Origin of the sequence: Pseudobacillus wudalianchiensis (assembly GCF_001685015.1) — a bacterium.
In the GTDB taxonomy this organism is placed as follows: domain Bacteria; phylum Bacillota; class Bacilli; order Bacillales; family Domibacillaceae; genus Pseudobacillus; species Pseudobacillus wudalianchiensis.
In genome coordinates this window covers 763,042-786,801 of record NZ_MAYT01000001.1, presented here as the reverse complement: position 1 = coordinate 786,801, position 23,760 = coordinate 763,042, and the positions used below count along the sequence as shown (strand labels likewise).

Below are 23,760 nucleotides of genomic sequence, written 5' to 3'. Positions count from 1 at the left end.
AACACCTGTGACTTGTTTAGCCAAAAGTAACGGGCAATTCTTTCAGCGCTCTAAAACCAAGTAATTTTCTCCATTGTAAGTCTGGTGAAGCAATTTGAAGATGGTCCATTCGTTGAAGCAATGTTTGAACAGCAACTTGTGCCTCTAGGCGTGCTAACGAAGAACCGAGACAAAAGTGGGTTCCATATCCAAATGCTAGATGAGGATTCGGATTTCGGGTAATATCTAGCGTGTTGGGACGGCTAAATTTCTTCGAATCACGGTTAGCCGCTCCAAGCAAGATGTAAACTTGATCACCTTGTTTTATCTCAACGCCGTTAACCTCTATGTCTTCCGATGCTGTACGAGCCGTCATCTGAGTCGGGCTTTCATAACGTAAACATTCTTCCACAGCAGCGTCAATTAACGATGGATTTTCCTTTAATCTAGCTAGCTGTGTAGAATGGTTCAATAAACATAGAATTGAATTGCTAATAAGATTTACCGTTGTTTCATGACCGGCAATGACGAGTAAAATACAAGTTGCCAAAATCTCTTCGTCTGTTAACTTATCTCCTTGCTGCTTCTCCTCTATCAGCCTGCTGATAAGGTCTTGTTTCCTGTTTTGTCTTCGCTTCTGGATTAGTTCCTTAAAGTAAACGAGCAGCCTTTTTGTCGTATCGTTCCCATCTATTAATGCCTTCCTTGAACGAGTAAAGTCAATCGTTTGAATTAAGCTGACAGCCCACTCTCTGAATTGATGGCGATCCTCTGCCGGGATTCCTATTATCTTGGCAATAACAAGACTAGCCAAAGGAAACGCCAAGTCTGCAATAACATCCAATTTATAATTGTACTGTACCTTATTCAGTAACTCATGAACCGTTTCTTCTATATACGACCGGTAACTTTCCACAACATCCGGAGTAAACACTCGACTAACGAGCAGACGTAAACGTTTATGATCTTGCCCATTTTTGAAAAGCATCATATCGCTCTGAACTCGTTTAAGCGCTTCATATTTCCGGGTCGTCTGTGGCAGTGACATACGATTCTTAAATCTAGCATCTTTTAGAATCATTAGCGCCTCGTCGTATCCAGTGACATACCATCCTGGATTCTTAAATGCCATCCCCCTATAAATAGGATGCACGGAACGCAGCTGCTCATAAGTTGGATAAGGGTTGTTCAAACACTCAGGAGAAGACAGTGAAAATGCCGCCTCTCGGAATTCCTGTTTTTCTTTTACATCGTTCGCCATGCTATGCCCCCATCTTTGTAAAATTTGCTCTCCCTATAGAAGAGCCGCTTCTGAAATGACATTCAACTCTTTTCCAATTAAATGAAATGATGATAACAAATGATCGATTTCTTTCAAGCTGTGATCAGCCGTAACGGTTAATCGAATACGGCTTTCCCCGATCGCGACTGTTGGCGGACGAATCGCTGGTGCGTATATTCCTTCTTCTTGAAGCCTACTTGCAAAGGCTACTGCCTTGTAGGTGTCTCCAATGATTACGGGAATGATTGGTGTGTCATCTCCTTTTACGGTATATCCCATCTTTTCTAAACTGTTTTTTATTTGTTTTATCCTTGACAGCAATAGCCGGCGCTTTTCCTTACTATGCTCGATAATTTCGAAGGCGGCATAAGCGGCAGCACAAATCGAAGGGGGAATGGCTGTTTGAAAAATAAATGTTCTCGCGTGATTCAATAAAAAATCAATGAGCACCCTTGAACCAGCAACGAATCCGCCTTCTGCCCCAACCGCTTTGCTCAAAGTACCAATCACTATATCCGGCGAAACACCAAAATATTCGCTCGTCCCTCTGCCGTTTTCCCCTAAAACACCTGTAGCGTGAGCATCATCTACGATGACAAATGCACCGTAGCTTCTAGCAAGTGTCATGATCTGATCAAGCGGGGCAATCGTCCCATCCATACTGAACACTCCATCTGTTACAATAAAACGCCGGCGGTAGGAGTCTGAGTCTTTTAATTTTTCTTCAAGATCCTTCATATCAACATGGTTATAAATGATTGTATCCGCTCTCGATAGCCGGCACCCATCGATGATACTGGCATGATTTAATTGATCGCTAAAAACAACATCCCCCTTTTCCGGCAAGGAAGACAGTACACCGACATTTGCTAAATAGCCGCTTGAGAATAAAAGGGCGGCTTCTGTCTGCTTAAAGGCTGCTATTTTGTTTTCAAGTTTTTGATGCCACTCCGTATGGCCCGTCGTAAGTCTTGAACCGCTGCTTCCTACACCAAACTCATGCAAAATGGTTTCCGCTGCATATACTAAGCGTTCATCGTTTGCCAGCCCTAAATAATTATTCGATGAAAAAACAAGCTGATTTCTGCCGTTGATTACTACTTTAGAGCAAGGAGCTGAATGCATCGTTTTTAATTGCCGATGCAAACCCGATTCTTTTGTTTTATCTAATCGACCGTTTAACCATTCATCCATCTTCACATTCGCCATCTCTTTTGCCCTCCCAATGGATAAATACTGGCTGCTTCTCTAAATAGTAAAGATAGCGATCCCATTCTCTTGAAGCATCTACAAAAAAGATACGGCAGCCTTGTTCATCCCCATATTCTTTTAATTTGTTAATGCGCTGGTAGCCCATCTCTTTACTGGCTACATAACCAGTGATGTACTCTGGATCATCCGACCAACATAATTCGGCCACGGTAGCTGGATAGGCACTCACCTTTGAAGCCAGGATAAGAGCCTCTTTCATTCGAGAATGATTAGGAAGCCCATAATGAGCGGCCCATTTTTCAAAATTATCATTTAACCAATCCATCCGAGAAACCCGTACACCCTTGCTTCCTCTATCATCCACCCGTTCACCTGAATGGATATCTACTAACATAGCCCCTCTCATATTTGAATATTTTTCCAAGTAACGATAGGCCTTTTCAATCACTTTCCTCTGAATACCCGCCTTTGCTAACAGCTCCTGAGACAATTCCTTTCCTCTGTCTGCCGACTCTACTTCATGCGTTTTAATTGTAAGTGGAGGAATACACTCAATAGGTTCAGTAATCGCCTCAAACTGAATCTGCATAAAATCGGGATTCCCTCGTGAATGAGTTAAAGCCTTGTCCAATAAAGCGTTTACAGCTTGTTTTATATTATTGTAGGTGGAAAGCAGCTCTCCTCCAGAGATGTGCTTTCCGTCGCCTTCATAGGTTCCATTCCTAGCCGCTCTCATTCTCACGCTATAATATCTTTCCTGCTGCATACGTCTATCCCCTATCCTTGTCGTTTGTTCATGTAATCCCCACTGCTTCTAAAAATCACATTTTTGTAAACATTATTTTATAAAAGGTTAACAATTAACCGTTAAAAATGTCAATGTAATTTATTTACCCTTTTACTTCTTGTGAATATTTTTCAGCCTGCAGCAAACACTATATGTTAAGGAGTGGTAAGGATGAAAAAACAGACAAAGGATAAAAAAATTGGTCAAAAAGCTAATTCAATGAATGCAATGGACCAAGGGCTAAATTTAATTATGCAAACCATTAATAACGCAACTGGAATTGATAAGGGCAATGATGGCAAGATCAATAAAAAGTAATTTAAACGCCTGTTTTTTGGCGTTTTCTATTCGGATGAAAGGGCATGGTTATTTCCCCTCCCTTATATAGGTCTGTTTACTCCCTCTGACTTGTCTTCGCTCTAAATCGAATGGTAATATAGACTTAATTACCTAGGTAGTAAAGGAGGACTTCGGATGATTTCTGACTCTGAATTGGTTATATTCATGAAGGAACTAGGTAAGTTAATAGATGAGTACTATGGCTGTCCAAAAGAGTCCATTAAGAAAGAAATTCATCAAGATATTTTGCTGTTATGCTCTGTCATTAGCAGTGAAAATGGTGATCATCACCCATAATCGTTTTCTTAAACACCTTTTAATCCGTTACTGGTTCTTTAGAAGGTGTCACTTTCATCGTTCCTTATTATTCAGGTAAAAAATAAAAATTTTACTTATTACAAAATAGAACGAAAGCCTAATTTATAGCTCCCTCTTCTTATGATAAATAAAAATAGGCAGCCTCTTCCGACCCGATGCCATTCATTTTCAGTTATTCACAGCACATAGTTCTCCATGCTAAGTTAGTTTCAGTTTTTATAAGGAATTGAGAAAACAGAAATCAATCATTTTTGCTCCATATAAATGATCCCAAATATGATTAGCAATATATGCTTCATTTAAAAGGCTATTCGGAATAAAGATTGTTTTTTAATTCTTTTCATTTTGCGTAAAGCTGCAGTTAAGCTCTTTTATGCAGGAAGAAGAAAATCGATAGACTGGGCTTCTCCCCCCTATTCCGTAACATCGATTTTCATTAGCATATAAAGATATAAATCCCGGCTGTATTCCGCTGGAGTTTGTAAGAATAAATAAACCGAGAAGTTTATATACAATACTTCTCGGTTTATTTATTAATTAATCTTATTTTTATTTATGTTGGGAACCATTCCATCGCCACATTGGCATGTAAGGCCGAATCGTATTTGGACATTTCTTCCTGTTGATGCATACGAGGATTGGGAACAGGCGATTCTCCCTCTTTGCCAATGCCTAATACAACAAAGGCAGAAGGAACTGCTTGAGAAATATGAGAGAGATCTTCTGATCTGCCTAATGTCCTCAGATCGCTACATTTTATATAACCTAATGATAATGTATTCTTTTCCTTAATAGGGATTATTGGAAAATAGACAATACAGATTAACTGAAAACCGATAGATATGACTATTTAAAGAAAGGCTCATTAAAACTAAGGCTGCTAATCGTCTAGAAATAGGGTTGTCAATATTTGAATTTTTCACACACTGAAATTTAATATTCATTAAAAGTTTCTCTCTGTTTTCTCAGGAAGGTCATCCCTTATCTACCGGAAAACAGAAAGAGGCACCTCTTCTAAGAGTGATGCCTCTTTCTGTTTTGGTTTTATGCCAGACAGCTAGCTTTAACGACTTGTTTTTAGATTGATTGTTCGTGTATTTCAAGGTGTACTGTTTATTGAATCATTAACTATTGGCTAGTTTTTTTAGCCTTTCTTCAGCAGCGTCTACATTTGCAGGTACTCCAGTCAAAATATTGAGCATCAAATTCTTTTTAGCCATTCTCTTTAACGTATAAAACACATGAGGTTTATATTTTTTTAGCAGCGTCATGATTTCATTAGCTGGCAAAGGCACTTTCGATTGTATTTTTAATAACGATCGTAAGTAAGCTACAAAATCATAAGCAGCTTCGGCATTATCTGGACATCTCTTTAATAACTCATAAAATTGTTGAATGCTTTTGCTTAGTTCTTTGTTCTCTTCCATCAAGTTTGGTCCCTACCTTCAATCGTGTAATTACCCAAATAAGGAAGCCTATTCCTACTTGGCAGCCCGGCTGTCATTGTTCAGAGCTTGTGAACCTTAGACCCGTGGCTTTGCGTCCTTACCTTTCGATAAGTTTGCCTTTATCATTAAAAATAATTTAGTATTATTATATACAAAATAATAATACTGTAAGAATTATATCAATAAAATCATTCAGGTCAATCATCTGTCTACCCGTATATATTGCCTCTTGCTCCTACTAAATAAATCGTTCCGCTGAAACAAGCATCTCTACCAACAGAAAGACATTTAGTTAGGCTACTGCAAGCTTAAAAAGCCAGCACATCGTAACGTACTGGCTGCCATTGCATATGCCTACGTCTTTCCTTCGGCTGCTTTATGAAATTTTTAATCCAGCTTTGTATTTTTAGCCCTTCTCGGTGCCATTTTTATAAAAAGCTGGCAATCTATATTGATTATTTAATTCATTTCCAATAAGCCTTTTAGTTTTTGCTCGGCCGCTTCAAAATCGGTCGATAACGCGGTTAAAAATCCTAGCATGTCATTCTGCTTTGCCATTCCCCTTAAAGAAAAAAACACCGCTGGTTTATGTATTTTAAGAACTGTCATAACCTCTGTTGTCGGCAAAGGAAGTGGAGATTTTATCCTAAGGAATGCTCGCAAAAAAACAACAAAATCAAACGCTGAATCCGGAGTATCTGGATAAGCCTCCATTAAAGTGTAAAATTTTTGAATATTTTCTTTTAATTCTTCTTGCATAACTAGCCCCCTGCTTTTAAACGTATTGTCACCAAATAGGGTACTAATTTTCCTATTTGGCAGCCCGGCTATCATAATTTAACCAATCTTAGACCCGTGGCTTTGCGTCCTTACCTTTCGATAAGTTTGCCTTTATCATTAGGATTACGTTCTATCATCGTAAACAAAATAATGATAATATCATAAGAATCTTATAGGAAAATGATATCAGGGTCAATACTCCTTATAAGAAAATTATTTTTCTAGATTGTTTAAATCGTCGATCTTGCAAAAAACTATATTTACATAATTATTTTCAAAAGATGATGGCTCTATCATTCAAGCTGTCCCCTTAGAGCACAAAATAACCGGATGAAAACAAAGAAATGATTACAATTAGATTAAGGAGTTGAAGGCTATGGCGTTAGTAGAATCCTTACAAAAGGCCATTGATTATATGGAAGAACACTTAACAGACAAAATCACCATAGAAGAGATTGCCAAACAGGCGAATATTTCCCCTTTTCACTTTCAGCGTACATTCGTGATTTTGACTGATATGTCCGTTGGTGAATATTTGCGTCGCCGCCGCTTAACATTAGCAGCCCAAGAGTTGTCTAATGCTAGCATTAAAATAATCGACCTTGCCTTGAAGTATGGCTATGACACTCCAGAATCTTTTTCAAAAGCTTTTCGTAAGCAGCATGGCATGGCACCGAGTGAAGTTCTGAAAAAAAGTTGGGAAACTGCGATCTTATAACCGTCTAGCTATCCAAGTGAACTTGAAAGGAGCAGAACCGATGAACTATCGTATCGTCACAAGAGATGCTTTTCAAGCAGCAGGAATGAAACGCGTATTCTCCAATAACGCTAAGGATGCCGGAATTTCTGGCATACCAGAGTTTTGGGAGGAGATGAATGGAAATGGAACCTCTGATCGATTGCTGCAATTAAACAGCGGAAACATTAAAGGCTTATTAGGAATTTGTTCGAACTTTAATGAAAAAGAAAATACAACAGACTATTGGATTGCTGTGGAATGCAGCGCGGAAGACCTGCCGGCTGAATGGCCAGCTATTCATTTCCCAGCAGCTAAGTGGGTTGTTTTTGAAGTAGAGGGACCAGTCCCAAGTGCTATTACAGAAACTTGGAAACAAATTTATTCGGAATGGTTTCCTTCTAATGGATATAAACCAGCTGAGGCTGCTTCATTTGAAGCCTACATAGACCCTAATCCGTATCGTTCAAATTCTTATAATGAAATTTGGGTCCCGATTAAATAAGAAAAGATTCTATACTATTGACCATTTTTTCATCTGCTTAAAGGGAAACGCCAGCTGTCTGGTGTTTCCTTTATTTAAATACTTGATCAATTTCGTTTCTATCATAATCTAGTATCCAGTCATTGTACCTTTTATAGATCCCCTTAATCGTTTCAGGCGAGGTGGCTACTACATCACAGCCCCGATCATCATACACGTGAAAAATGGTATGTTTATCTCTATTTATGAAATAGACTCGGTGAAAAATACTTGGCCGTATCCCTAAATCGTGGTTGCAAATTGCTTTTAATATTGGAATGTATCTAAGCTGAGATGTTTTGCATGGTAAAGTAAATCGATGTGTTCTACAGCTTCCATCTTCATCGTCCTCCCAAAAAATATAAGGGATTATATCGTGACCTAACTTATATAAGAGAGACTTCTCTTTTACATACTTAGAAAAAGTATTCAACTTATGTTTGAAAGCGGCACTGTCCGCAGAATTGCTTACGTCCACTACTATGTAAATAGAATCGTTAGGCGCATGCAAAGACTTAAATAACTGAGTCGCTCTTTCATAAACTCCTTGTAAATAAGGACCATTTTCGCACACCTCGCCAGGATCATAGTCCACACCTAATTCAAATCGAATGCCAATATCCCAGTTGTAAAATAAAGGCGGCCGAAGTGCTAAATGGGGAAAGGTTTTGTACATATAATCATTTAATGCCATCTCAACCGCTCCCCTATTTTGTATTTTCAAAGCTGAACAACGTGTTCAGGTGCACAGTCGGTATATATCACCCCTGCTAATAGTGACCTTCTCTACCTTCATTAATTTTACCGATCATTAATAAAAGAGAAAGACTAGCCATCGATAGCCTTTCTCGTTCTTTTGAGAAGCACCATTTTATTTACATTTATATTATCCATCGAACATATTACGATTTTGATTCTTCCTCTCTAAAGAGAGTGGAACCGATAAAAGTTACCCCCAAAGAAAACCCTAATGATGTGAATAAAAAGCCATAAGAATGGTCTCTCGCAGGCTGGAAAAAATAATTAAACATATAACTTATCGTGCTAAGCAACAGAAACAAACTCATAAACTTAAACATTTTTTTCCTAATTTCAATCTTATTTAATTTTCTTATACTCATAATCATTACCGTTAGCAGATATACTGCCATAATAAGAAGATAAATAAGATAGCCTGCTACAAATTTAAATGCATACGGGCCATCAAAATCTTTATACGCCATAAATAATAAGAAAATAGTGCTAACAAGAAAACCTGCACAAAAAATAAAATTCAGCCAGAAATATTTCTTTGTCATACTGCACCACCTTAAATTCGGCTTTTCCATAGAGCTTTTGTGATTTATCATCCCCTGCTAATGATATAGGTCTCTGATCAATTTAATTTTTATTATGGCTATCCATTTTTTTAATAGTATACAATATTTTAATAAACGCTCTATCTTTATTATCGATCCCTCGTCTAAGTTTTTAAATGACCGCTCGAATGATTTAATATAACACAAAAAATATTTCCAACCTCTTCACGTTCTGTTACTATTTAACTAAAATCCATTAAGTATAGGAAGAAGGGATTATTCATTTGGAGAAAGAACGACTAGATTTTATCGACCAATTAAAGATCGCCCTGATCATGCTAGTAATCGTCCATCATGCCGGGCAAGCATATGGGCCAGGCGGCTGGTGGTACTTTCAATCGGATGAATCGATTCCGTGGCTGGGACGTTTTTTCACTGTCAATGCCGCCTTTTTTATGAGTTTATTTTTCTTTTTATCTGCCTATTTTGTTCCAGCTTCGTTTGCCAAAAAAGGATCACGACGCTTTTTGATTGAGCGTTTTAAGCGGATTGGCATTCCTTTATTGTTAGGCTTTTTTATCATGATGCCGGTTTTAATGTACGTGTATTACATACATTTTCGCGGTTACGAGCCGATTTCTTTTTTTACTTATTACGGTCAGATCTTTTTTGGTTTTGGGGAAAAGCCTGCACATTGGACCGGGCCATCATGGCCAGATATGCAGTTTGGGCATTTGTGGTTTTTAGAGCATCTGCTTGTATATACTCTACTGTTCGTATGGTGGAGGAAGCCAGTGCCAAGGCCGAGAGAAAAACAGCCGTCCACGATGGTTCACACTTGGCAGATTATTTTCTTTTTAATTATTCTTGCTCTAGTGACCTTCGTCATTCGTATTTGGTTCCCAATTGATCGCTGGATTGGATTTTTAGGCATTATTCAAGCAGAATTTGCTCACGTTCCACACTATGCCAGCTTCTTCTGTTTAGGAATTCTAGCTTACGAGCGTAACTGGCTGTTCACATTCCCTCGTAAAACAGGCTTTCTCTGGCTAGCAGCGGGATTAGTAATGGCTGTTATTTTATACTTTGGCGGAAGCTTCGTTTTCCCTTATTTAACAAAAGGCGGCTGGAATATAGGATCGCTTGCCAAGTCTTTTGTAGAAGCATTTCTTTGCATCTCTCTTATTATTGGACTGGTTACATTATTCAGAGAAATGAGAAGCCGTTCTAATCACTTATTGAAAAGTATGGCATCCAATACATTTGTTGTTTATTTTCTTCATGTACCGGTTGTCGTTGCTCTTCAATACAGCTTGGCAGCACTTTCACTATCCGTTGTATCGCAATTTTTGCTTTCATCCATTTTAGGGATCGTCTTTAGCTTTTTAATTAGCCAATTTATATGGCGGAGACTCCCTTACCTAAAAAATTTGATGTAATAAGAAAGATGAATAGGCCCGTCTACTTAACACAGCGATCGATTTGCGGAAACATCAATCTTATAGGGTAACCTTTCTTTTTCAAGGCCTGTACATTTTTAAAGAATCACCCCAATTTTCATGTACAAACATTAAGAGAAAGCTAAATAAATAGAACTTTTTATTCATCTATTGTTTTCACATCAGTAAATAAATGGTATTATTTACACATTTCGTAAGATGCTAAAAAATGATTAACCTTTTTCAAAACCTGCTAGAGAATTACTTTACTAATAAACTTATAAGGAGCTGATTGATTGTGAAACGTATTGCTGCCCTTTTTGTATCTTCAACTTTACTTTTAGGCCTATCAGCAGTCTCCCCCTCTTCAACCGATGCGGCTGCAGTGTCCTACAAAAACTGCACCGAGTTGAATAAAGCTTATCAAGGCGGTGCAGCGAAAGATGCGAAGGTAAAAAATAAAGGCGGAAAAACAAAGTATAAGCCGTATATTTCAGCGGCACTTTATAATGCTAATTCAACATTAGATAGAGATAAAGACGGCATTGCTTGTGAAAGATAAACAGTAGATTGGGAGCATGACAATCGATGTCAATAAAAATCATGAAGCGGATGAGCCTCCAATCAAGCTCACCCGCTTCATGATTTTTTTGTTTTTAAATGCTGTTATTTAGCTGCTATGCATGTCATCGTGTTGTTTGAAATAGGGCTGTGGTATTGCGAAAATGAAAAAATTCACTTATAGATGGGAAAGTCGAAAAATGTATGAAGAAATAGGCAATCACCATAATGATTCAATAGACATCGACAAAGCTGGTGAGATGAATAGATGAAGGGTCACTTTAAATTAGAGCGGATGGAAAAAGCAACGTGAATCAGGCGATCTCTATTAGACGAGGTGGAGAAGAAAGGAGAAGAGTAACAGGTCGATTTCCTTTTTAACTGAAAAAAGCAAGACAGCTTAGCATTCAATTTATAGAGATCTCACCAGCAAAATACATACAAATATATTAAACCAATACTTGAATGGCTCACTTAGTTATTTTACCATTTTTCCTTTGTTCCTAGCCGGCACGTCACTATAAAATGTATTAAACAAATACACCAAATAAGCATTTAAATCAAATTGATCTTTCATAACAAAATTAGACAGAGTTACGTTGTTTTTTCTCATTATTGTTTTTCCTCCTCTTATTCATTTCCTTATCTTTTATCACACCTTTTAATATGAGAGGTATGATCCCTACGCAAAAAGTTCTTCTACTTCCACTATAATAGAAAGCGTTTTCAATGTGAAGTTTTATTAAAATAAAAATTTCGACGAATTTCTCGGTTTTGTAAGTTGCTTGCATAAAAGCTGAAGAAGTTGAACAACATATGAATCGAACAAAACATAATGGAAAGAGAGGACATAAACAATGACTAAAAAATGGTTACACTTATTGCCTGTATTTTTTCTAGCTATCGGCATGCTGATAGGATGCAATAATAATGATCCAGCTGACAATAATCTAAACGACCGGAATGAGATTAATCAAAACGATGTAGACGAGGACAATAAACTGCTTCCTAACGATGATAATGATCACAATATGAATCGGGATAATGATCTGCTCCCTGGTGACAATAACGATACAAATCAGAATAATGACCTGCTTCCTGGTGACAATGATAACGGTACAAACCGGGATAACGACCTGGTTCCGGGCGATGACAACGACGCAAACCGGGATAACGATTTAATTCCCGGCGATGACACTAATGACCTTGGCCCTGATCATAATGATCGTGACAACAGAGATATAACTGACGACCCTCGTGATATGCAGGGTCCTAGAGACGAATAAGAATGAAAAAACACTGACAGCCAGTCGGTGTTTTTTCATTCTCCGTGTACATATAACATCTTAAAAGTATAGACTGCAATTTCTCCATTTTTCGCTGTATAGTTGCGGTACTATCTATTTAAAGGGGGATTTTGTGTGTTTATGAAGTTAACGACAGAACAAAAACAATTAATGATTGCGGAGATCCAATATTTCTTTTCAGAGGAAAGAGATGAAGAACTGTCAGAATTTGCGGCAGAAAGAGTGTTAGACTTCGTGAAAGAGTCGCTTGCTCCTCATTTTTATAACGCCGCTGTCTCAGATGTGAAGACTGTAGTTGAACAGCAGTTTTCTTCCCTAGAAGATGAAATATTAACTCTTGAACGTCCGATCAAACGATAATTGCTTTCTTAGAAGTGAATTAAATTTTATTTACTTTTGAAACCCAGGAATTGAGCGGCAGCGATACTGTTATATAAATTATCATTGAACCTTCTGCCGAACAACTGCAGCATCTTTTCTAGAAATAAATAAAAACAGCCTCTTAACAAGAGGCTGTCAACAAGCACTTTGACTAAATTAGCATTTAGATAGACTATTAGATAAACTAACCTAATTATAACTTATTAGCATCCACTTTTTCTTCCGCAGCAATGACACCACACTCTCAGGAATAGGCATCCACCGAAAAGCAAGGATGCAAGAAAGCATAGTATCGCAATGAGAAGCGTTAATGTTCCGCCAATGCCTGTTAAACTAAGCAATGTAAAAAGCTGAGTAAGAACTCCTAAAACTGCTAGCAATAATCCTATTACACCTGTTAAAAACCCAAGGAACAGATGCAAGATTCCACCAGCAAACAACCCATTACTCATAAAAATTCACCTCCTTAAAAGAAGGAATCGTTATTTTACAATATAATATGCAGATGCTTAAGAGGTTGTTTGTGAAAATATAAAAAAGGGCTTGAAAAAAGGCGATAATCATGAATATAAATTAAAGAGGCTTTTTATTTATAAAGCTGATAAAAGGCTTTAGAGTACGCAGAAGCATAATTACCTCCTTCTCATCCTTTTTCCGGCTAAAAGGACAGGTGGCGCCGCCTTTCTAGCTCTGGATAAAACATAAAAATTCATCCATACTACTATAAAAGGTGGTGTAGTTACAAATGGACTTCCCTACTGTATATACAAACTTTTGGGACGCCGTTATTGCCGTTCCTATAGTAATGGCGCTAACACAGGTTATCAAAGTCTTTTTTCATATTCCAAAAACGTTCGTTCCGCTTGTCGCCCTTTTGATTGGATTGCTCATCTCGATCTTTATCAGCCACAGAGGGCACATCACGGCTGGAATTTTTATGGGCTGGTTTTATGGGTATGCGGCTATCGGCTCCTATGCTGCTTTAAAAACAAATGTCCTAGCTTACCTAAAAAAAGTGCGGCGTGAGTAGTATGCGATCCCCTCACCACCCTATCGTCTGAAAGTGACTCTCTTAATCGTCACTTTCTTTAAATCCTTCTGTCTGCCCCTCCATACTAACTTCTCTTCTCTTTTAAACCACTGGACTTTCCTAGCTGCAAAGAGTGTAAAATAGAAAGTTAAATGCGAAACATGAAAGAACCTCTGCTATCCGTTATTTTTATTGCTCCCCTCTTAAACATCATTTGATCGGACAACTTTTGGACTTCACCTTTATATACTTATCTAATGGTTCATTCAAAATCGTCGTTCACAGGAATAAAATTGGAATTTTAAGGAGAAATTTTTCTCACACTGCTGTTACGATAAAAAAATTCGTGATAATATTAGAGAACTGAAAGAATTTTCTTCATCTTCTTAATCTAACAATCGATCCTTCTATACTTATCAATACACGAACTACATAAGTAAGACGGAATTAAAGGAAGTGCCATAGTGTCCAATCAAAAAGTCTTATCAAATGACATCAGCCGTGATCATCTTCATGCTGATTGTGGCAATTGTTTTGGATTATGTTGCGTCGCCCTGCCCTTTGCAGCGTCAGCTGACTTCTCTTTCAACAAAGACGGCGGGAAGCCTTGTCCTAATTTGCAGGCAAATTACCGATGCAGCATTCATCATGATCTTAGGCAAAAAGGCTTTCGAGGTTGCGCTGTTTATGAATGTTTCGGTGCCGGACAAAAGGTTTCTCAGATCACCTTTGAAGGAAAGGACTGGCGAGAACATCCAGATACAGCCAAACAAATGTTTGACGTATTTCCCGCTGTACAACAACTTCATGAGATGCTTTGGTATTTAACCGAAGCACTTACATTAAAAGCAGCCGTTCCAATCTATCACGAGCTTCACGACGCGCTCAGCAAAACCGAAGAGCTTACTCTTCTTACTCCTGGTGCTCTTGCTGAATTGGACATACCCGCACATCGAGCAGAAATAAATCTTCTGCTTTTACGCACTAGTCAGCTAGCACGTGCCGAATCTATCCAACAGCCAAAAAGTGCTAAAAAGCAGCGAAAACCGATTGGCAGAGGAGCTGATCTGATCGGTGCTACTCTTAAAGGAGCGAACCTCCGTGGAGCTGATTTAAGAGGCGCACTGCTGATAGCTGCTGATCTAAGAGGGGCTGACCTTAGAGAAACCGATCTGATCGGGGCCGATTTTAGAGATGCCGACCTTAGCGGAGCTAATCTCACTGGTTGTATCTTTCTCACTCAAGCGCAAATTAATGCAGCAAAAGGAGATTCAAACACAACCATACCTTCCTCGCTGACTCGGCCCATCCATTGGTCTGTGTCTAAAGCATAGAAATGAAAAAACGATTTCCTGTAGAAAGGAAATCGTTTTTTGTCCTACTTTCATCCTTATTTAGCTGTCACACCCGCTATGTAACTCCGTTAGTTCGTTGGTTTTTGGCCAACAAATTGAATTACATGAGACAATCCGTTGTGCAGCTCTCCTTCATGCCGGACAACTTCGCCCATAAAAAAGTGGACAATACGCCAATCAGAAAATATCGTCCAAAACTCTTCAGGTCTATATAAAAAATCTAAATCCTGCGGCCCCCCACTCTTGTAAGGAAGCTGATAAAGAGAATAAACTTCCGTTACAAAATATCCTCCTGGCTTAATCGCTTTCTTAACACCGCTGAGCGTTCTTTGGCGCAATTGTTGTGGAAAGTGGCCAAAGATACAAACAATCTCATCCCATTTGTTTTCCTTCCATTGCGCCTCATTTAAATCGATTAGATCTGTTTGAACCACTGTTCCTTTCAACGAGGCCAGTCTTTTTGTCTTTTCCAGGCCGGATTGCGCATAATCCCAAGCTGTTACATTCATTCCTTGTTCCGCTAAAAAAACCGCATTGCGCCCCTCTCCTTCGGCAATCGCTAAAGCATCGCCAGCCAGCTGAAGCTTTTTCTGCATTTCTGCTAAAAACACATTCGGCTCAGTTCCATATACATATTTTTCATGTTGAAAACGATCATTCCAAGTATTCACCGTTACTTCTCCTTTCATTAAATTGCTTTGTTCGTCTCTCTATTAAGATTTTCGGCAAGAAGTGTGGCTGGTATTCTACTTCCCCTTCCACTCTATCCTTTATCTGTTTTTGGCCGAGCCGTGTGAAGATGAACGACCAAGTTCTTTTAACCATTTAAAGGATGCCCTAAAATCACTCTTCTATTAACTTTATACACTTACGTTTCGTTACTCTATAGGTCCAGTCCAATTGCTTATGCCGCCAGCCATATTTTTTACGTTAAATCCTTTTTCACTTAGCCATTCACATGCAAGGCTGCTTCGATTACCACTGCGACATACAACGATATATTCCTTATTTGGATCCAGCTCTTCAGTGCGTGTCAGCACCTGACCTAGAGGAATATGCTGGGCACCAGGAATTTTTCCGGCTGCTACCTCTCCAGCTTCCCTTATATCCAGTATAGAAACATGTTTATCTTCCTCTAAAAGCTGTGCCGCCTCGTTTGGTAAAATTTCAAAAAACATTTTCCTTCCTCCCTCTTTATTTACTGCATCTTATCCTTATCTGATTTTAATATACCCCAACTGGTATGTAAACATCTACTAGCCCACCTATAAAATAGCTTATCGCGCTTAAGATATTTTTGTATCATCACTTTTAAAAATATGTAAAGCAGCATATAAGAAGCATAAAATAGTAAGAAAAAATCAACGTAAAAATTGAACGAAATGCGGAGTTTAATAAAAATAGAGACCAGGCAGGGATCGATGAATTAAATTGAGAATGGGACACTGAAAGAGCTCTAGCGACGAAAGCGTCAAGCTTAGTATTGTTAGAGTATTTCTTCTTTATCGGGCTTTGCAAGGCTGATGTCTGCCTTTCGCTGTTATTCACCGAGCAGGACTTAAAACCACAAATTCCTCCCTATTAAAGTTAAGGATTCTCTGCTCCTAACCTTAAAAGTGATCCACTTTGTTAAACAAAGTGGATCACTTTAATGCAGAGCTGTGACTATAAAGTAGTGAGAAACATTGAGATCTGCGGAATGTATGTGATAAGAAAGAGGTCAACGATCATGATCAGAATAAATGGGGTCACCGCCCGGATCAGCCTATCATATGACACGTCGGCAATCCCCTTCACCACAAACAAATCTAGACCAACAGGCGGAGTAATAAGCCCAATCGACAAGTTCACGACCATGACAAGACCGAAGAAAACCGGATCGATCCCTACTCCTATCGCAATCGGCAAAAGTAATGGGGTTAAAATAGTGATAGCTGCCGAAGCGTTCAAAAAGCAGCCGGCAATAAAGAAGATCACATTGAACAAAAGTAAAATAATGTACTTATTGTCGGATACAGTCATCATGGAAGAAGCGAGCAGTTGAGGAATTTGCTCAGCTGTCAGCAGCCAGCCAAACAAATTGGCAGCTGCGATAATAAACACTACCATCGCTGTCATCTTCGCTGCATTTAGAAAAGCAGCCGGCACATCACCCCATTTCATATCTTTATAAATAAATTTACTTACAATAAAGGCATAAGCAGCTGCCACAGCTCCTGCTTCTGTTGGCGTGAAAATTCCCCCGCGAATCCCCAAAATAATAATCAGCGGCAAAATCAACGCAAAAATTCCTTCTCCAAATGCTTTTTTAAACGAAACAAACTCGAATGTTCCTTTCTTCTCTAAATAATTGTTCTTCTTCGTAACCCAATAGTTAACGAGCATAATCGATAAGCCGATTAAAATACCGGGAACGATTCCGGCCGTGAATAAATCTCCAATGGAGACTCCAGCAGTCACCCCATAAACGATCATCGGAATAGAAGGAGGAATAACGATGGCAATCGTGCCTGCACTAGCCACCGTAGCGGCCGCGAACCCTTTGTCATATCCTTTTTTCTCCATCATCGGAATCATCATTTTTCCAACTGCTGCAGTATCAGCTGCTCCGGATCCCGATACTCCTGCGAAAAACATAGCCGTCAGCGTGGAAACTTGCGCCAGTCCGGAACGGATCCATCCTACTGTCGCAAAAGCAAAACCAGCAATCCTTTGCCCCATGCTTCCTGCCAGCATGAACTCCCCAGCCAGCATAAAAAACGGAATAGCAAGCAAAGGAAAAGAATCTACGGAAGTCAATAGCCTCTGCGGCACTACCTCTAAAGGGACATAATAAATACTAGTGACAAAGCCAGCTATAGATGCCCAAATAAGAGAAATAGCAATCGGCACACCAAGGGCCATCAATAAAAAAAGGAATGCTATTACGACAATCGCAACTGTCATGTGTATCACCTTCCTTATCCTATATTCAGGCTATCCGGTTGATCTTTTTCACTTTCTGCTCCATTATTTTTTGTTTTTAACGATGATAAATGTGTGATAGAGTGGATGAAACAAATGATCGAGCTGACGACGACAGCTCCATAAATCCAAATCATATTCAGTCCCAGAGAAGGGGAAATTTGCTGGCTCGTAAATGTTAAAATGCTTAAGCCGTAGACAATTAAAAATACGAACAGCGCCGAATTGATTACCTCAATTAAACCAGCCAGCCGCACTCTCCATTTTTCAGATAAATAATGAGTTAATATTTCTACTCGTGCGTGACCCTTGTGCTTATAAACCGTTCCAATTCCGAGAAAAACGGTCCATACAAACAAATAGCGGATTAGCTCCTCAATCCATGTAAAATTAAATACACTGAAATCTATCATCGGAAGCATTTCCTTCATGGTGGAGCTCTGAAGGATAAACCGGGAGATTACCTGGTAAACGGTTCCGATAAAAGCTGCTGCAAACAAGCAGATCATCGTGACACGGCTTGCTTTGTCAATTTTGCTGCTGCATTTAAGTAAAAAGGATCGCATGTTTTTCACCCTTTACTTTAGATTTTTCACCTCTCGAATCAGGTCCTTGCCGATCGACTCTTCAAATTCTTTATATACCGGCTCCACCGCTTTTCTAAACGATTCTAAGTCCGGATTCTCTTCTATCTGTATATCGCTTGCTCTCAATTGTTCGAGCAAATGCTGTTCTTCTTTCTCAGCAACTTTTCTTTCATATTGGATGGCTTCTTTAGAGGATTCCCTGATAATTTCCTGAAGATCTGGGGGCAGTGTGTCAAAGGTCGTCTTGCTCATTAAAAAGATGGCAGCGTCATAATTATGGGCAGATAAAGTAAGATACTGCTGGACCTCATGCAGCTTATTTAAATAAATTTGTGCGAGAGGGTTTTCCTGCCCATCGACTACTTTCTGCTCTAAGGCCGTATACAATTCTCCAAAAGGAATCGGAACGGGAGCAGATCCTAAAGCTTTGACGAAAGAAATGTAAGGGGGTGATTCTTGTACACGAAGCTTTAAACCAGAGGCATCTTCGCTTGTTTTAATGGGCTTTTTATTATTCGTGAGGTGTCTCCAGCCATTTTCCATGTAACCTAAATTAAGCAAGCCTTTGCTTTCTAAATCCTTAGAGATCTCTTGGCCAATTACTCCATCTAATACCCGAAAAGCGTGTTCTCTGCTTTCAAATAAGTAAGGCAGGTTCAGCAGGTTGAACTTTGGGGCAAAATTCGTTACCGGCGCAACAGAACCGATATGGAAGTGAATCGTACCAATTTGGGCACCTTCTATTTGATCTCGCCCATTGCCTAATTGACTGCTTGGAAAGATATCAATCTGAATCCTTCCATTGGATCTTTCTTCCACTAATTCTTTAAATTTCAATGCGCCTTTTTGATAAGGATGTGTTTCCGTTTGAAGATGTCCCAGCCTTAATACATACTCTGCCTTACGTTCGTTTCCCTTCGTGGCATTGGAGCATCCACTCAAAATACATAAAACGATTACCAGCAGACAGGATACGTAACGTCTCACTTAATACCCCCTCCTCTTCCATTGTTCTTCCTTGCATAACTCTCATGAGGCTGCTGGAGAGTATGAAAATAATCCCTACTATTTCATGATTTTAATACGGAATATATGAGCATATCGGGGAAAAAGGTGAAAGAAATCTTGAAGGATCTTTTACTGAGTTGCTTACGTTTTAATTAGCTAGGGAGATATTTTCAACTAGGCTATCCCCCTGCTTATTAAAATTCGACACTTTGAGTGATCAAGCGCTCCGGAAATTTCACATGTAGCTGTTCGCCTATCTCAGCCAATTCTTTTTCTAAGCTGGCCGTTAGCTGAATACCCATTTTCTTGCGCATCTGCTCCTCTCTCTTTCTTCTTTCACCAGGGTAACGGATTTCATTTATTCCTGGCACCTTGGCGACCAGCTTCAGTTCTTTTAAAAGATTCTGGATCGACTGAAAGAACCTTTCTAAATCAGTAAACTTTTTAATATCCATTAGAAGGAAGAAATGTCCTACATTTGCTTTATCTGTCTCTTCCTCGTTATATATGTTGTTCACATAGGGGCCAAAAGCCGCTCCTGAAAGCACTCCTGCCAATAATTCTACTGCTAATGCCAACGCTGACCCTTTTGCCCCTCCCATTGGCAGGACAGCTCCTTCCAATGCAGCTTTCGGATCATTCGTTGGCTTTCCTAATCGATCAATTGCCCACCCATCGGGGATCGAATCTTTTTGTTGGACAGCATTTATAATTTTCCCTCTTGCCACTACACTAGTCGATAAGTCAATAATGACGGGCATGTCATTCCCTGTAGGAAAACCAAAAGCAATAGGATTCGTGCCGAAAAAAGCCTCCTTTCCTCCCCAAGGAGCTATGCCGGAAGGTGAATTCGTAAAACCTATACATATCATGTTCTTTTCGCATGCTAATTGACAAAAGTAAGAAGCCGCCCCAAAATGATTGCTATTTTTAATAGAGATAGCCGCTATCCCTGATTGCTTTGCTATCTCCATTCCTTTCGTCAAAGCATGATAGCTCACTACATGGCCAAGCCCATTATCCCCATCCACGATAAGTACCGAGCCACTCTTTTCCAACTGGATAGCGGGAGCAGCATTTATCCGTTTATCCATTAACCTTTTCATATAGATAGGCAGCCTGCTGATGCCATGGCTGTCAACGCCCTCTAGGTTTGCTTGAATTAATGATTCAGCTACGATACTAGCATCTGTTTCCGTTATCCCCACTTTTTTTAGCAAGGATTCACAAAAAAGCTTTAAATCAGACTCTGCATAACTGTACACAGCCTACTCTCCTTCTTCACCTAAGTACGGTTAGATAATGTTGTGACTACAGTCTTCCGGCAATCCATCTATTCAAGCGCGACAAATCCTTTGAAACGTAGAAGGGCTTTCCTTAGCTCCCGCATTATCCTAATAGCTTTTGTCCCTCCCATTTACCTTTTTAGTTTACTTCTATAAGTATGAATTAAGTTAAGGATCCTCCACTCTTTTATTAAGACATCGATAAAATTCTATCTTTCTGGCTGGCAAATTCTTATGGCTAAATAACGGGTTCAACCGTTTGCGTCATTTTATGGGCGTTTTCAGATTGCTGTTCTTCAAAGTTCAGCCATACTAAAAGCGCACCTGCCAGCAGGTGCGCTAATCATAAAAAATCAAGGAGTTCTACAGCAAGAAAAGAATTTTCTCTACTTAGAAAGATTATTTTAATTTTTCTCGCAAAGCTTTTTCCACATGGCCTGGTATATAATCAGATACACTGCCATTATGAGAATAGATTTCCTTTACGATACTTGAACTGAGAAAAGAATATTTTTCACTTGAATGAATAAAAAAGGTTTCAGATCCTCTGTACAAGCTCTTATTCACCATGGCCATTTGTGCTTCGTACGCGTAATCGGTTACCGTTCTTAACCCTTTTATGATCGCTCTAATATCGTTTTCTCTCATGTACTCAACGAGCAGACCCTGGAATGCCGTCACTCTTACTTTCTCGTTCCCAGCGAACGTTCTTTCAATCAGTCCTCTTCTCTCATCGATAGAAAAGAGCGGACTTTTCTTAGAGTTCACCATGACAGCTACTATAATCTCATCGAAAAAATCACTTGCTCGATTAATGATATCAATGTGCCCGTTTGTAATCGGATCAAAGCTTCCTGGATATATCGCTTTCATTTCGTTCTCCTGAGTTTTTTGTTCATCATAACATTCCAATAGTCTGATTGGAATAGTTTTTTCATTTTAGCAGCAGATTATTCAGTGCTCGCTTATTCATTAATTTTCTAACACTTTGATATGTAAAAAGGAAAGACCGCGATATTATTCATACCGGCTATCTTTCCGCGTATTTTGATTGAAGAGTTTCACTTTGGATGTTCCTCTATCTTCGTGACTGCCTCGTGCCTTTTCATCTTTTTTAATTAATCCTTCTAATACTTCTAAAGCGTTCTCAAATTCTTTATAGTTTATTTGCTTTGTCGCTAATAATGAACAAAGCATAGCATAGGCAATCGGTTTAGTATCCATTTCCACGATTACGTTGAGATCAACATCCGAGTTCCCGCTGTTTTTAACTTCAGTTTGCTTCAACTCGTTATCAGCCATTCCCCTTCTCCCGAAAAGCGAAGAAGCATCCATCCTTCCAAAAGGAGGCCTTTGCGGCTGTGCCATTTTATTTCCCCATTTCCATTTATTTTCAGGCAGAAAGAATAACACGTTCTTTCTGCCCCCAAAAATTAAATATCAAATCTCTGACTTTGTGCTTGTTCTTGATCTTGATCCTGATCCTGATCTTGATCTTGGTTTGAATTTGCTCTTGAACGTACTCTTGCAACAGAATCAGAATCTACATTAATGTCGAGACGAATCGTTGTATTACCACTGTTAGATACTCTGGCAATATTTGTATTGCGGTCAATATTTCGCAACTCATTGTCATTCTCGTTAATGTTTCGCAGGTCAATTTCATCTTCAATTCTATTTTGCAGGTTGCTTCTTACATCAACATCCACTTCATCTTCAATGTTCACGTTTGTTCTTGTGCGATTTTGCGAATTTGATCTTAAAAAGTCATTGCCGCGATTGTTTCTATTATTTCTATTACCTTCTGGGAACCATACTTGACTCATATTTTCTCCTCCTTTTCTAGTTCTTACTATAATTTATTCTCTTTTGTACTTTTTGAATGGACAAACCTCTTAGGTTATTAGCTTGTTTTTCAAGAAGAGAATTTTTGTTGTTCGCGAAAGCCCGAATACATGAATAAAATAAAAGCCTTCGCTTCATGATAAGTATTGATTACATTCTATATTGGAAATGAGGATAGTCGGATGTACTATTACAAAGAAGAGTTAATCAATATAATTAAGCCTGATCAGCCAGATCCCGAGGCGGCGAAGGTATTACAGGAAATTTTAGGCGGACACTTCGGAGAAATGAGAACGATGATGCAGTTTTTCTTTCAAAGTTCCAATTTTAGAGGAAAAGACACTCAATACCGTGACTTGCTTCGCGGCGTGTTCTTAGAGGAAATTGCTCATGTGGAGCTTGTACAAAACACAATTAATCAATTGCTTAATGGCTCAGGTGAATCAGCTGTCCCAGGAAATGCAGGGATGGACAGTGCACCTCTTGATGATGCTGTCAAACACGCAAACCCCCATCATTACATTATCGGCGCCCAGGCATCCCTGCCGGTTGACGCGAGCGGAAACCCTTGGAACGGCTCGTGGGTATACAGTCACGGAAACCTTATTAGTGATCTGCTTGATAACTTAGTACTTGAATCTACTGGTGTCCTGCAGAAGACACGTATTTATGAAATGAATTCCAATCAAACATTCCGAGAAACACTTGCGTTTCTAATTGTCCGAGACAACGCTCATCAAAACGCTTTTGCCAAAGCACTCGAAACACTAGGCGTTGACTGGGGCAAACTATTCCCTGTTCCGAATTATGATATCAATAAATATCCAGAATGCAGAAAATACGTGGAAATGGGATATCATAATGCTCAATTTAACTTCAGATTGGACACAACAAGGATCGGTGAAATTTTCCAGGGAGAGTCTCCAAGCCGGAATAAAGGCGAGCTTACAGTAGTTGATCCGCCGAAGGGATTCCCTGTCCCAACGCTTCCTGAAATGCCTAATGAGCATAGCCCAGGAATAGGAGACATGAACTTCTAATAAAAGGAAAATTTTCATTATGCCCTTTTCTATTTACTAACTATCTAAAACATACTAGAGGCCGGCTCTTTAAAAGCAGCTAATTCTGCCAGCAAAAGCTGGCCTTTTCCTTCTTGTGACTACTTATATATATTATTCATTAGTTATTAGCCATTTTTCGACTTATTTTTTCTTTCATTACTATATTAAGTTGCCCTCACACAAAATGGATAGTAATATATCCTTAGACCTTTAGTTTTACACACTATTCCCTTA

Annotated in this window: 30 protein-coding genes and 2 riboswitches; of the genes, 11 read left to right on the top strand and 19 right to left on the bottom strand. The window is 39.1% G+C overall.

All coding sequences use genetic code 11. The features are described from left to right. Positions 1 to 16: 16 nt before the first annotated feature. The 3 genes from A8F95_RS04065 to bioW are packed head-to-tail and all read right to left on the bottom strand — an operon-like array spanning position 17 to position 3,239. Positions 17 to 1,240, bottom strand: coding sequence for a cytochrome P450 (locus tag A8F95_RS04065; RefSeq protein ID WP_065409324.1), 1,224 nt, complete (start codon positions 1,238 to 1,240; stop codon positions 17 to 19). Positions 1,241 to 1,273: 33 nt separating this feature from the next. Next, entirely contained in the window at positions 1,274 to 2,461 is a 1,188-nt protein-coding gene (bioF, locus tag A8F95_RS04060; RefSeq protein WP_065409451.1) for an 8-amino-7-oxononanoate synthase, read from the bottom strand. Continuing rightward, positions 2,448 to 3,239, bottom strand: coding sequence for a 6-carboxyhexanoate--CoA ligase (bioW, locus tag A8F95_RS04055; protein WP_065409323.1), 792 nt, complete (start codon positions 3,237 to 3,239; stop codon positions 2,448 to 2,450). The genes bioF and bioW overlap by 14 nt, the downstream gene beginning before the upstream one ends. Before the next feature lie 192 nt (positions 3,240 to 3,431). On the opposite strand from bioW, the gene A8F95_RS22310 reads away from it, so the two are divergent. Continuing rightward, positions 3,432 to 3,578 (top strand): hypothetical protein, encoded by a 147-nt coding sequence (locus A8F95_RS22310; protein WP_176713610.1) that lies wholly within the window; start codon positions 3,432 to 3,434, stop codon positions 3,576 to 3,578. A gap of 156 nt (positions 3,579 to 3,734) precedes the next feature. Continuing rightward, positions 3,735 to 3,896, top strand: coding sequence for a hypothetical protein (locus tag A8F95_RS22305; protein WP_176713609.1), 162 nt, complete (start codon positions 3,735 to 3,737; stop codon positions 3,894 to 3,896). 1,145 nt (positions 3,897 to 5,041) lie between these two features. Here the strand turns inward: A8F95_RS22305 and A8F95_RS04050 are convergent. Together A8F95_RS04050 and A8F95_RS04045 are read right to left on the bottom strand one after the other, a co-directional pair. After that, positions 5,042 to 5,344: a hypothetical protein gene (locus A8F95_RS04050; RefSeq protein ID WP_065409322.1), complete on the bottom strand. Its 303-nt coding sequence runs from the start codon at positions 5,342 to 5,344 to the stop codon at positions 5,042 to 5,044. 57 nt (positions 5,345 to 5,401) lie between these two features. Then, a riboswitch (cyclic di-GMP riboswitch) is annotated at positions 5,402 to 5,493 on the bottom strand. A gap of 331 nt (positions 5,494 to 5,824) precedes the next feature. Next, complete coding sequence (locus tag A8F95_RS04045; protein WP_065409321.1) at positions 5,825 to 6,124, bottom strand: hypothetical protein; 300 nt, start codon at positions 6,122 to 6,124, stop codon at positions 5,825 to 5,827. 55 nt (positions 6,125 to 6,179) lie between these two features. Next, positions 6,180 to 6,265: riboswitch (cyclic di-GMP riboswitch) on the bottom strand. A 256-nt stretch (positions 6,266 to 6,521) separates the two neighbouring features. Between A8F95_RS04045 and A8F95_RS23290 the strand changes: the two genes are divergently transcribed. Both A8F95_RS23290 and A8F95_RS23285 read left to right on the top strand, forming a co-directional pair. Continuing rightward, a complete protein-coding gene (locus A8F95_RS23290; protein ID WP_065409320.1) occupies positions 6,522 to 6,863 on the top strand; it encodes a helix-turn-helix transcriptional regulator in 342 nt (113 codons plus the stop codon). A 40-nt stretch (positions 6,864 to 6,903) separates the two neighbouring features. Further along, positions 6,904 to 7,386: a GyrI-like domain-containing protein gene (locus A8F95_RS23285; protein WP_065409319.1), complete on the top strand. Its 483-nt coding sequence runs from the start codon at positions 6,904 to 6,906 to the stop codon at positions 7,384 to 7,386. Positions 7,387 to 7,456: 70 nt separating this feature from the next. On the opposite strand, the gene A8F95_RS04030 is transcribed toward A8F95_RS23285, so the two are convergent. Together A8F95_RS04030 and A8F95_RS04025 are read right to left on the bottom strand one after the other, a co-directional pair. Further along, positions 7,457 to 8,098, bottom strand: a complete 642-nt coding sequence (locus A8F95_RS04030; RefSeq protein WP_065409318.1) for a DUF3885 domain-containing protein — start codon at positions 8,096 to 8,098, stop codon at positions 7,457 to 7,459. A gap of 208 nt (positions 8,099 to 8,306) precedes the next feature. Beyond that, positions 8,307 to 8,702 carry a hypothetical protein gene (locus A8F95_RS04025; RefSeq protein WP_065409317.1) on the bottom strand — a complete coding sequence of 132 codons (396 nt, stop codon included), beginning with the start codon at positions 8,700 to 8,702 and terminating at the stop codon, positions 8,307 to 8,309. 284 nt (positions 8,703 to 8,986) lie between these two features. Between A8F95_RS04025 and A8F95_RS04020 the strand changes: the two genes are divergently transcribed. Further along, positions 8,987 to 10,141: an acyltransferase family protein gene (locus A8F95_RS04020; RefSeq protein ID WP_077247195.1), complete on the top strand. Its 1,155-nt coding sequence runs from the start codon at positions 8,987 to 8,989 to the stop codon at positions 10,139 to 10,141. Between the two features lie 298 nt (positions 10,142 to 10,439). After that, positions 10,440 to 10,703 carry an excalibur calcium-binding domain-containing protein gene (locus A8F95_RS04015; protein ID WP_065409315.1) on the top strand — a complete coding sequence of 88 codons (264 nt, stop codon included), beginning with the start codon at positions 10,440 to 10,442 and terminating at the stop codon, positions 10,701 to 10,703. Between the two features lie 477 nt (positions 10,704 to 11,180). Here the strand turns inward: A8F95_RS04015 and A8F95_RS23165 are convergent, their stop codons facing one another. Next, entirely contained in the window at positions 11,181 to 11,315 is a 135-nt protein-coding gene (locus A8F95_RS23165) for a hypothetical protein (protein WP_281181732.1), read from the bottom strand. A 244-nt stretch (positions 11,316 to 11,559) separates the two neighbouring features. Between A8F95_RS23165 and A8F95_RS04010 the strand changes: the two genes are divergently transcribed. Beyond that, the gene (locus A8F95_RS04010) at positions 11,560 to 11,988 is read left to right on the top strand and encodes a hypothetical protein (RefSeq protein WP_065409314.1); all 429 of its coding nucleotides are present in this window, start codon (positions 11,560 to 11,562) and stop codon (positions 11,986 to 11,988) included. 135 nt (positions 11,989 to 12,123) lie between these two features. After that, on the top strand, positions 12,124 to 12,369 hold the full coding sequence (locus tag A8F95_RS04005) for a DUF2164 domain-containing protein (protein WP_065409313.1): 246 nt from the start codon (positions 12,124 to 12,126) through the stop codon (positions 12,367 to 12,369). 224 nt (positions 12,370 to 12,593) lie between these two features. On the opposite strand, the gene A8F95_RS04000 is transcribed toward A8F95_RS04005, so the two are convergent. Further along, positions 12,594 to 12,842 carry an ABC transporter gene (locus A8F95_RS04000; protein ID WP_065409312.1) on the bottom strand — a complete coding sequence of 83 codons (249 nt, stop codon included), beginning with the start codon at positions 12,840 to 12,842 and terminating at the stop codon, positions 12,594 to 12,596. A 293-nt stretch (positions 12,843 to 13,135) separates the two neighbouring features. Between A8F95_RS04000 and A8F95_RS03995 the strand changes: the two genes are divergently transcribed. Both A8F95_RS03995 and A8F95_RS03990 read left to right on the top strand, forming a co-directional pair. Continuing rightward, on the top strand, positions 13,136 to 13,420 hold the full coding sequence (locus A8F95_RS03995) for a hypothetical protein (RefSeq protein WP_065409311.1): 285 nt from the start codon (positions 13,136 to 13,138) through the stop codon (positions 13,418 to 13,420). Positions 13,421 to 13,881: 461 nt separating this feature from the next. Beyond that, entirely contained in the window at positions 13,882 to 14,754 is an 873-nt protein-coding gene (locus A8F95_RS03990) for a pentapeptide repeat-containing protein (protein WP_065409310.1), read from the top strand. A gap of 89 nt (positions 14,755 to 14,843) precedes the next feature. Here A8F95_RS03990 and A8F95_RS03985 read toward each other — a convergent pair whose 3' ends face one another. The 10 genes from A8F95_RS03985 to A8F95_RS03945 form a co-directional block, all read right to left on the bottom strand. Beyond that, the gene (locus tag A8F95_RS03985) at positions 14,844 to 15,446 is read right to left on the bottom strand and encodes a class I SAM-dependent methyltransferase (protein WP_065409309.1); all 603 of its coding nucleotides are present in this window, start codon (positions 15,444 to 15,446) and stop codon (positions 14,844 to 14,846) included. Continuing rightward, on the bottom strand, positions 15,430 to 15,600 hold the full coding sequence (locus tag A8F95_RS22300; RefSeq protein WP_176713608.1) for a hypothetical protein: 171 nt from the start codon (positions 15,598 to 15,600) through the stop codon (positions 15,430 to 15,432). Before A8F95_RS22300 ends, A8F95_RS03985 begins: the two co-directional genes overlap by 17 nt. Before the next feature lie 53 nt (positions 15,601 to 15,653). Next, entirely contained in the window at positions 15,654 to 15,953 is a 300-nt protein-coding gene (locus tag A8F95_RS03980) for a rhodanese-like domain-containing protein (RefSeq protein ID WP_065409308.1), read from the bottom strand. Positions 15,954 to 16,440: 487 nt separating this feature from the next. Then, entirely contained in the window at positions 16,441 to 17,721 is a 1,281-nt protein-coding gene (locus A8F95_RS03975) for a TRAP transporter large permease (protein WP_065409307.1), read from the bottom strand. A 14-nt stretch (positions 17,722 to 17,735) separates the two neighbouring features. Further along, positions 17,736 to 18,305 carry a TRAP transporter small permease gene (locus A8F95_RS03970; RefSeq protein ID WP_065409306.1) on the bottom strand — a complete coding sequence of 190 codons (570 nt, stop codon included), beginning with the start codon at positions 18,303 to 18,305 and terminating at the stop codon, positions 17,736 to 17,738. Between the two features lie 12 nt (positions 18,306 to 18,317). Continuing rightward, positions 18,318 to 19,313: a TRAP transporter substrate-binding protein gene (locus A8F95_RS03965; protein WP_065409305.1), complete on the bottom strand. Its 996-nt coding sequence runs from the start codon at positions 19,311 to 19,313 to the stop codon at positions 18,318 to 18,320. Positions 19,314 to 19,528: 215 nt separating this feature from the next. Beyond that, positions 19,529 to 20,599 (bottom strand): Ldh family oxidoreductase, encoded by a 1,071-nt coding sequence (locus A8F95_RS03960; RefSeq protein ID WP_065409304.1) that lies wholly within the window; start codon positions 20,597 to 20,599, stop codon positions 19,529 to 19,531. Between the two features lie 420 nt (positions 20,600 to 21,019). Next, on the bottom strand, positions 21,020 to 21,493 hold the full coding sequence (coaD, locus tag A8F95_RS03955; RefSeq protein ID WP_065409303.1) for a pantetheine-phosphate adenylyltransferase: 474 nt from the start codon (positions 21,491 to 21,493) through the stop codon (positions 21,020 to 21,022). 144 nt (positions 21,494 to 21,637) lie between these two features. Further along, complete coding sequence (locus A8F95_RS21870; RefSeq protein WP_141676221.1) at positions 21,638 to 21,922, bottom strand: hypothetical protein; 285 nt, start codon at positions 21,920 to 21,922, stop codon at positions 21,638 to 21,640. Positions 21,923 to 22,053: 131 nt separating this feature from the next. Continuing rightward, entirely contained in the window at positions 22,054 to 22,446 is a 393-nt protein-coding gene (locus A8F95_RS03945; RefSeq protein ID WP_065409301.1) for a hypothetical protein, read from the bottom strand. A gap of 201 nt (positions 22,447 to 22,647) precedes the next feature. On the opposite strand from A8F95_RS03945, the gene A8F95_RS03940 reads away from it, so the two are divergent. Beyond that, on the top strand, positions 22,648 to 23,505 hold the full coding sequence (locus tag A8F95_RS03940; RefSeq protein ID WP_065409300.1) for a manganese catalase family protein: 858 nt from the start codon (positions 22,648 to 22,650) through the stop codon (positions 23,503 to 23,505). Positions 23,506 to 23,760: the final 255 nt, after the last annotated feature.

Coding starts and splice junctions, on each gene's coding strand:
- A8F95_RS04065 (WP_065409324.1), bottom strand. CDS start 1,240: ATGGCGAACGATGTAAAAGAAAAACAGGAATTCCGAGAGGCGGCATTT.
- bioW (WP_065409323.1), bottom strand. CDS start 3,239: ATGCAGCAGGAAAGATATTATAGCGTGAGAATGAGAGCGGCTAGGAAT.
- A8F95_RS22310 (WP_176713610.1), top strand. CDS start 3,432: ATGAAAAAACAGACAAAGGATAAAAAAATTGGTCAAAAAGCTAATTCA.
- A8F95_RS22305 (WP_176713609.1), top strand. CDS start 3,735: ATGATTTCTGACTCTGAATTGGTTATATTCATGAAGGAACTAGGTAAG.
- A8F95_RS04050 (WP_065409322.1), bottom strand. CDS start 5,344: ATGGAAGAGAACAAAGAACTAAGCAAAAGCATTCAACAATTTTATGAG.
- A8F95_RS04045 (WP_065409321.1), bottom strand. CDS start 6,124: ATGCAAGAAGAATTAAAAGAAAATATTCAAAAATTTTACACTTTAATG.
- A8F95_RS23290 (WP_065409320.1), top strand. CDS start 6,522: ATGGCGTTAGTAGAATCCTTACAAAAGGCCATTGATTATATGGAAGAA.
- A8F95_RS23285 (WP_065409319.1), top strand. CDS start 6,904: ATGAACTATCGTATCGTCACAAGAGATGCTTTTCAAGCAGCAGGAATG.
- A8F95_RS04030 (WP_065409318.1), bottom strand. CDS start 8,098: ATGGCATTAAATGATTATATGTACAAAACCTTTCCCCATTTAGCACTT.
- A8F95_RS04025 (WP_065409317.1), bottom strand. CDS start 8,702: ATGACAAAGAAATATTTCTGGCTGAATTTTATTTTTTGTGCAGGTTTT.
- A8F95_RS23165 (WP_281181732.1), bottom strand. CDS start 11,315: ATGAGAAAAAACAACGTAACTCTGTCTAATTTTGTTATGAAAGATCAA.
- A8F95_RS04010 (WP_065409314.1), top strand. CDS start 11,560: ATGACTAAAAAATGGTTACACTTATTGCCTGTATTTTTTCTAGCTATC.
- A8F95_RS04000 (WP_065409312.1), bottom strand. CDS start 12,842: ATGAGTAATGGGTTGTTTGCTGGTGGAATCTTGCATCTGTTCCTTGGG.
- A8F95_RS03995 (WP_065409311.1), top strand. CDS start 13,136: ATGGACTTCCCTACTGTATATACAAACTTTTGGGACGCCGTTATTGCC.
- A8F95_RS22300 (WP_176713608.1), bottom strand. CDS start 15,600: ATGGTTAAAAGAACTTGGTCGTTCATCTTCACACGGCTCGGCCAAAAA.
- A8F95_RS03980 (WP_065409308.1), bottom strand. CDS start 15,953: ATGTTTTTTGAAATTTTACCAAACGAGGCGGCACAGCTTTTAGAGGAA.
- A8F95_RS03975 (WP_065409307.1), bottom strand. CDS start 17,721: ATGACAGTTGCGATTGTCGTAATAGCATTCCTTTTTTTATTGATGGCC.
- A8F95_RS03970 (WP_065409306.1), bottom strand. CDS start 18,305: ATGCGATCCTTTTTACTTAAATGCAGCAGCAAAATTGACAAAGCAAGC.
- coaD (WP_065409303.1), bottom strand. CDS start 21,493: ATGAAAGCGATATATCCAGGAAGCTTTGATCCGATTACAAACGGGCAC.
- A8F95_RS21870 (WP_141676221.1), bottom strand. CDS start 21,922: ATGGCTGATAACGAGTTGAAGCAAACTGAAGTTAAAAACAGCGGGAAC.
- A8F95_RS03945 (WP_065409301.1), bottom strand. CDS start 22,446: ATGAGTCAAGTATGGTTCCCAGAAGGTAATAGAAATAATAGAAACAAT.
- A8F95_RS03940 (WP_065409300.1), top strand. CDS start 22,648: ATGTACTATTACAAAGAAGAGTTAATCAATATAATTAAGCCTGATCAG.